Genomic DNA, 6539 nt, shown 5'->3' with positions numbered 1-6539 from the left:
CGTCAGCGCTCGCTCTCGACCAGGCTGCGCGGCCTCATGTCGACCCAGGCGGCCTCGATGTGGGCCAGGCACGCCTCCCGCGAGTCCTCGCCGAACACCACCCGCCAGCCCGCGGGCACCTCGGCGAAGGTGGGCCACAGCGAGTACTGACCCTCGTCGTTGACCAGCGCGTAGAAGCGCCCGCTGTCGTCGTCGAAGGGGTTCGTCACGGCAAGCCTCCAGTGCGAGAAGTTAACTGAGGCTTACCTTAGTAAGGGCGGACTAAGAGTGTCCAGCGGCGAAGAAGGTGAGAATCGCGGAGTTGACCTCGGCGGGTCGTTCCAGGTAGCCGTAGTGGCCGCACCCGTCCAGCACCACGAATTCCGCCGTCGGGATCGCCTCGGCGACCTCGCGGCCCAGGTGCGCGGGCAGCCGGACGTCGTCGGCGAACCCGATCACCAGGCACGGCGTCCGGATCTCCCGGTACGCCTGCAGCCTGCTCGACGTGATGTCCAGGTCGAGCTGGCCGCGCAGGCCCGGCGTCCACAGGATCGGCGACAGTTCGAAGAGGTCCAGCCACTGCTGCACGGCCTCGTCGTCGTTGAGGGTGCGCGGGGACAGGTTGCGGAGCGCCCGGTTCACCGCCTCGTACCGCGGCGGCAGCACCACGTCCGACTCGCGCAACTCCCGCTCCGCCACGGCCATCGCCGCGCGGAACGCGTCCGGACGGCCGCGGGTGGCCATCATGACCGCCTGCGAGACCAGGTCCGGCCGGGCCAGCGCGAGTTCGGCGACCACCTGCGCGCCCATCGACGTGCCGACCAGCCGGCACGGCCCCACGTCCAGGTGCTCGATCAACGCGGCGGTGTCGGCGACCAGGTCGTCGATGGTGAACCCGGGCGGGGACGGCGTGATCCCCCGGTTGTCGAACGTGATCGCCCGGTACCCGGCCCCGACCAGCGCGGGCACCTGGTGCAGGTGCCACACCCGACCGGTGGCGCCGGTGCCCATGACCAGCACGACCGGCTCGCCGGAACCGGTGTCGTCGTAGGGGATCGTCAGGCCGTTGAGGCGGGCGACGGCCACGGTTCCCCTCGCAGGTCGGCCCGGCGCAGCGCGGGCATGGTCAGGGCCACCAGGCACACGCCGAGGATGCACACGATCCCGCCGGCGGCCACGCCGAGCCCGGGTCCGAGCAGCCGCGCCGCCAGACCGGCCTCCGCGCTGCCCACCGCCGGACCGCACGTCGCCTGCGCCAGCCACAGGCCGCTCACCCGGCCCTGCAAGCGGTCCGGGGTGTGGTGCTGCAACAGCGCCCGGCGCAGGATCTCCGACGTCGTGTCCCCGACACCGGCGATCACCAGGCACAACAAGGCCGGCCACAGGTTGCCGGACAGGCCGAACGCGGTGATCGACACACCCCACAGCAGCACCGACGCGATCAGCGCCCGCCCGCTGTGCTTGAACCGCCCGGTCCACCCGCTGAACAGACCGCCCACGAACGCGCCCACGGCGGGCGCGGTGAACAGCAGGCCCACGGTGTACGCGCCGCCGCCCAACACCTCGTCGGCCATCTGGGGGAACAACGCGTACGGCATCGCGAAGACCATCGCCCACAGGTCGATCACCAGCAGGCCGCGCACGACCGCGTTGCCCCGCACGAACTTCCAGCCCTCGGCCAACGACCGCAACGGGTGCTGCTGCTCCTCGTCGGCGCTCTCGGCGCGCATCGACGGCAACCGCCACAGCAACGCCACCGCCGCCACGTACCCCAGCGCGTCGATGGCGAAGCACGCCGCCACACCGGGACCGGACGCGATCACACCCGCGATCGACGGCCCGACCATCGCGCCGAACTGGCTGGTCAACGTGATCAGCGCGCCGGCGGCGGTGATGTGCGCGGGCGAGACCAGGGTGGGGATCACGGCCATCAACGCCGACCCGCCCAACCCCGCGACCGCACCCGCCAACACCGCCGCCACGTACACGAACAGCAGCGACGGCGAAGAGCTCGCCGCGTTCACCGCCAACCCGCCCAGCACGACCGCGACGACCCCGCGCGAGCCGAGGATCAGCTTGCGCCGGTCCGCCCGGTCGGCCAGCACGCCACCGGCGAGCAACCCGACCAGCAGCGCCGCGCCGAACACCAGGCCCACCAGCCCGACCTGGACCGAGGAGCCGGTGATTTGGTAGACGTGCAGGTTGATCGCGACGTTGGTCAACGCGGTGGTCAGCACGGTCACCGTCTGCGCGGCGAACACCAGCCGGTAGGCGGGGTCCGTGCGCAGGGGTGAGATGTCGATCACGAGTTCGCCGAGGCGCACGGCACCTTCCCTCCGGTATGTCGGCTAGCCTAACCTAACTTTCGCGAGGCGATCTAGGGAGTCGACGATGCTGGACGGCTGTGTGCCCTGGCCCAGTGAGCTGGTGGAGCGGTACCGGGCGGAGGGGTACTGGACCGATCAGCCCCTGGACGAGCTGCTGCGGGGCGGCGCGCGCCGGCACCCCGAGCGCACCGCGCTGGTGGCCGCCGACGGCGCCCGCTGGACCTACGCCGAGCTGGACGCGTGGGCCGACCGGCTCGCCGCCGGCCTGCACGGCCTGGGCCTGACCCGCGACGAACGCGTTGTCGTGCAGCTGCCCAACGTCCCCGAGTTCGTGGCGTTGTTCTTCGCGCTGCTTCGGGTTGGCGCACTGCCCGTGCTCGCCCTGCCCGCGCACCGCGAGAGCGAGATCGTGCCGCTGTGCGAGCTGAGCGACGCCGTCGCCTACTTCATCGCCGACTCCGACGGCGACTTCGACTACCGCGATCTGGCGCGGACCGTGCGCAAGGCGGTGCCGTCCCTGCGGCACGTCTTCGTGGTGGGCGACCCCGCCGAGTTCGAGGCACTGCCCGAGGCCGCGCCGGTCGAGCTTGGCGCCCCCGACCCGGTCGCGCCCGCGTTGTTCCTGCTGTCCGGCGGCACCACCGGGACGCCGAAGCTCATCCCCCGCAGCCACAACGACTACCTCTACAACGCGCGCGCGAGCGCCGAGGTGTCCGGCTTCTCCGAGCGGACCGTGTACCTGGTCGCGCTGCCCGCCGCGCACAACTTCGCCCTGGCCTCCCCCGGTCTGCTGGGCGTGATGGCCGCCGGCGGCACCGTCGTGCTCGCGCCCGACCCCAGCGCGGACACCGTGTTCGAGCTGATCGAGCGGGAACGGGTGACCGTGACGGCGGTCGTGCCGCCGATCGCGTTGCTGTGGATGGACGTCGTGGAGTTCATGGACGCCGACCTGTCGTCACTGGAGCTGCTCCAGGTCGGCGGCGCGAAGTTCAACGCCGAACCCGCCTCCCGCGTCCGCGAGACCCTGGGCTGCGACCTCCAGCAGGTGTTCGGCATGGCCGAAGGACTGCTGAACTTCACCCGCCTGGACGACTCCGACGAGCTGAAGACCACCACGCAGGGCGCGCCGCTGTGCCCGGCGGACGAGGTGCTGATCGTCGACGAGGAGGGTTCACCGGTCGCGCCCGGCGAGAGCGGCGAGCTGCTGACGCGCGGCCCGTACACGCTGCGCGGCTACTACAAGGCCGAGGCGCACAACGCGCGGTCGTTCACCGCGGACGGCTTCTACCGCAGCGGTGACGTGGTGCGGCAACTGCCGTCCGGACACCTGGTGGTCGAGGGCCGGCGCAAGGACCAGATCAACCGCGGCGGCGAGAAGATCCCCGCCGAGGAGCTGGAGAACCACCTCCTGGCGCACCCCGCCGTGCACGACGCGGCCGTGGTCGGGATGCCCGACGAGGTGATGGGCGAGCGGACGTGCGCGTTCATCGTGCCCAAGGGGCAGGCGCCGACGTTGCGCGAGATCACGGCGTTCCTGCGGGATCGTGGGGTGGCCTCCTACAAGCTGCCCGACCGGTTGGAGACGCTGGAGTCGTTCCCGCTGACCAAGGTCGGCAAGGTCAGCAAGGTCGAGCTGGTGCGCAGGCTCACCGGGGCCGCCGGGTGAGCGTCACCGCCCCGGCGCGGGTCGCCGCGCCGAGCCGCCGGGTCTTCGGGCTGGTGTGCGGGCTGGTCGCGCTGGTCGTGGTGGCGTTGCTGAGCATCGCCGTGGGCTCGCGGTCGATCCCGTTGGGCACCCTGCTGGACGTGTTGTTCCAGCGGGACGGGTCGGATTCGGCGTTCGTGGTGTGGGAGCTGCGGATTCCGCGCACGCTCATCGGCATCGCGGTCGGCGCGTCGCTGGGGGTGGCGGGCGCGTTGATGCAGGCGTTGACGCGCAACCCGTTGGCGGACCCGGGTTTGCTCGGGGTCAACGCGGGGGCGTCCACGGCGGCGGCGCTGGCGATCAGCGTGTTCGGGCTGACCGACCTGCGGGCGTTCGTGTGGTGCGCGTTCGGCGGCGCGGCGCTCGCCGGTGTTGCTTTGTACGCGATCGCCGGGCGCGGCGGGGCTTCGCCGGTGCGGCTGGCGTTGGCGGGCGCGGCGGTGTCGGCGGCGCTGACCGGGATCACGCAGGCGGTGATCCTGCTCGACCAGCAGGCGTTGGACCAGATGCGGTTCTGGACGGTCGGGTCGTTGGAGCGGGCCGGTTGGACCACGTTGGTGGAGGTTCTGCCGTTCTTGGCGGTGGGGTTGCTGCTCGCTGTCGCGATGGGGCGGCCGTTGAACGCGTTGTCTTTGGGCGACGAGGCCGGGAAGGCGTTGGGCGCGCACCTGGGGCGGACGCGGCTGGTGACCTTGGTGGCCATCACGTTGTTGGCGGGTGCGGCGACGGCGGCCGTGGGGCCGTTGGTGTTCGTGGGGTTGGCCGTGCCGCACATGGTGCGGGCGTTCACCGGGCCGGACGAGCGGTGGGTGGTGCTGTACTGCGCGGTGCTCGCGCCCGTGTTGCTGGTGCTGGCGGACGTGCTGGGCCGGGTCATGGCGCGCGAGGAGATCGACGTTGGTGTGGTGACGGCGTTGTTGGGCGCGCCGGTGTTCCTGTGGCTGGTACGACGGGGGAAGGCCCGCGCATGACCCGTCGTTCGCTCTCCGTCTCCGTGGTGCTGGTGGCGGTGATCTTCGCCATCGGCGTGCTGGCGCTGGGCACCGGGGCCATTCCGGTGGCGCCGCTCGACGTCGTGCGCACTTTGCTCGGCAACGGCAGCCGCATCACCAACTTCGCCGTGCTGGACCTGCGGCTGCCGCGCGTGCTGATCGCGCTGGCGGTGGGTGCGGCGCTGGGGATGAGCGGCGCGGTGTTCCAGAGCTTGTCGCGCAACGCTTTGGGCAGCCCGGACATCATCGGCTTCAACTACGGCGCCGCGACCGGTGGCCTGCTGGTGATCCTGGTGTTCGGGGGCAGTGCTACTTCGGTGTCCGTCGGTGCGCTGGTGGGTGGCCTGGTGACCGCTGTGCTGGTGTACGTGCTGGCGTGGCAGCGGGGCGTGCGCGGGCTGCGGCTGGTGCTGGTCGGGATCGGGGTCAGCGCGATCCTGCAGGCGGTCAACTTCTACCTGATCGTCAACGCCGGTGTCGCGGACGTGACGCGGGCGACCGTGTGGCTGACCGGGAGCCTGAACAACCTGGGCTGGCCGCAGCTGTGGCCGCCGGTGATCGCGCTGGTGGTGCTGGTGCCGGCGTTGCTGTTCGGCGCGCGGTGGCTGGAGATGCTGGAGATGGGCGACGACGCGGCGCGGGCGCTGGGTGTGCCGGTGGAGGGCAGTCGGGTCTATCTGTTGGTGGTGGGGACGGCGGCTTGTGCGGTGGCCACGGCGGCGGCCGGCCCGATCGCTTTCGTGGCCTTGATCGCGCCGCAGGTGGCCAAGCGCTTGACCCGCGCTTCGGGGGCGGGGTTGCTGCCTGCCGCGTGGGTGGGGGCGTTGCTGGTGCTGGCGGCGGACTTCTCGGCTCAGCGGTTCGCGGGGAACCTGCCGGTGGGGGTGGCGACCGGCGCGTTGGGCGGCGTGTACCTGGGCTGGCTGCTCTGGCGCAAGCGCTGAAGCCTTCGGCAGACAGATCCGCAGCCCGACAAACCAGTCCACCTTGTCGTGCGGGCAGTCCGCCCGAGCGGACACACCCCAACTTGGGCTTCTTGCTTGTGTCATCCCCGTATGGCCCGCCCGAAGGGCTACCACAGATTTCCCGGGTGCAGCCAAAAAGTTTTGCGAGGAACGAGCAAAAGTTTTTAGCGGCACCCGGGAAATCTGTGGTTGGCTTTGCCGGGTCATGCGGGGATGGCACAAGCAAGAAGCCCCGCAGTTGTAGTTGTGTCATCCTTGGCGGCTCGCCCGCCGGCGAGGCTCTTTTGATCTTTAGAATTGCGCTTCCCCGCTCAACTCCACGCTGCGCGCGTGGTCACGCAACGCGCTCCGCGCTGCTGGAGGATGAACGCGCTTCGCGCTCTTGAACGGCGCTGACGCGCTCTCAAGCTTGAACGCGCTGCGCGCTCTCAAGATCAAAGCGCCTCGCCGGCGGGCAGGCCGCCAATGGGGGAGGGAAGGGCGTCGGTTCCCCCACCGCATGGCCTGGCAAAGCCAACCACGCTGCGGGCCGGGTTCCGCAAAAACTTTTGCTCGTACCTCGCAAAACTTT

At 70.9% G+C, this 6539-nt stretch carries 6 protein-coding genes; 3 read left to right on the top strand and 3 right to left on the bottom strand.

The window, feature by feature from the left end; genetic code table 11:
* Window positions 1–2 precede the first annotated feature (2 nt).
* Genes RIN75_RS33210 through entS form a run of 3 tightly spaced genes read right to left on the bottom strand, consistent with a single transcriptional unit; the run spans window position 3 to window position 2303 of the window.
* Window positions 3–209 (bottom strand): MbtH family protein, encoded by a 207-nt coding sequence (locus RIN75_RS33210; protein WP_309116028.1) that lies wholly within the window; start codon window positions 207–209, stop codon window positions 3–5.
* Between the two features lie 52 nt (window positions 210–261).
* The gene (locus RIN75_RS33205; RefSeq protein WP_309116027.1) at window positions 262–1065 is read right to left on the bottom strand and encodes an alpha/beta hydrolase; all 804 of its coding nucleotides are present in this window, start codon (window positions 1063–1065) and stop codon (window positions 262–264) included.
* On the bottom strand, window positions 1038–2303 hold the full coding sequence (entS, locus tag RIN75_RS33200; RefSeq protein ID WP_309116026.1) for an enterobactin transporter EntS: 1266 nt from the start codon (window positions 2301–2303) through the stop codon (window positions 1038–1040). The genes RIN75_RS33205 and entS overlap by 28 nt, the downstream gene beginning before the upstream one ends.
* Before the next feature lie 67 nt (window positions 2304–2370).
* Between entS and RIN75_RS33195 the strand changes: the two genes are divergently transcribed.
* The 3 genes from RIN75_RS33195 to RIN75_RS33185 are packed head-to-tail and all read left to right on the top strand — an operon-like array spanning window position 2371 to window position 5947.
* Window positions 2371–3972, top strand: coding sequence for an AMP-binding protein (locus RIN75_RS33195; RefSeq protein ID WP_309116025.1), 1602 nt, complete (start codon window positions 2371–2373; stop codon window positions 3970–3972).
* A complete protein-coding gene (locus RIN75_RS33190; protein ID WP_309116024.1) occupies window positions 3969–4982 on the top strand; it encodes an iron ABC transporter permease in 1014 nt (337 codons plus the stop codon). Before RIN75_RS33195 ends, RIN75_RS33190 begins: the two co-directional genes overlap by 4 nt.
* Complete coding sequence (locus RIN75_RS33185; protein ID WP_309116023.1) at window positions 4979–5947, top strand: iron chelate uptake ABC transporter family permease subunit; 969 nt, start codon at window positions 4979–4981, stop codon at window positions 5945–5947. Before RIN75_RS33190 ends, RIN75_RS33185 begins: the two co-directional genes overlap by 4 nt.
* The last annotated feature ends 592 nt before the right edge of the window (window positions 5948–6539 follow it).

The organism is Saccharothrix sp. (assembly GCF_031180885.1).
GTDB lineage: Bacteria > Actinomycetota > Actinomycetes > Mycobacteriales > Pseudonocardiaceae > Actinosynnema.
The sequence above is the reverse complement of the archived record's forward strand: the minus strand, read 5'-3'. Positions and strand labels throughout refer to the sequence as shown.

What these genes read in the sequence shown, in the direction of transcription:
- RIN75_RS33195 (WP_309116025.1), top strand. Translation starts at nt 2,371, where the DNA reads ATGCTGGACGGCTGTGTGCCCTGGCCCAGTGAGCTGGTGGAGCGGTAC.
- RIN75_RS33185 (WP_309116023.1), top strand. Translation starts at nt 4,979, where the DNA reads ATGACCCGTCGTTCGCTCTCCGTCTCCGTGGTGCTGGTGGCGGTGATC.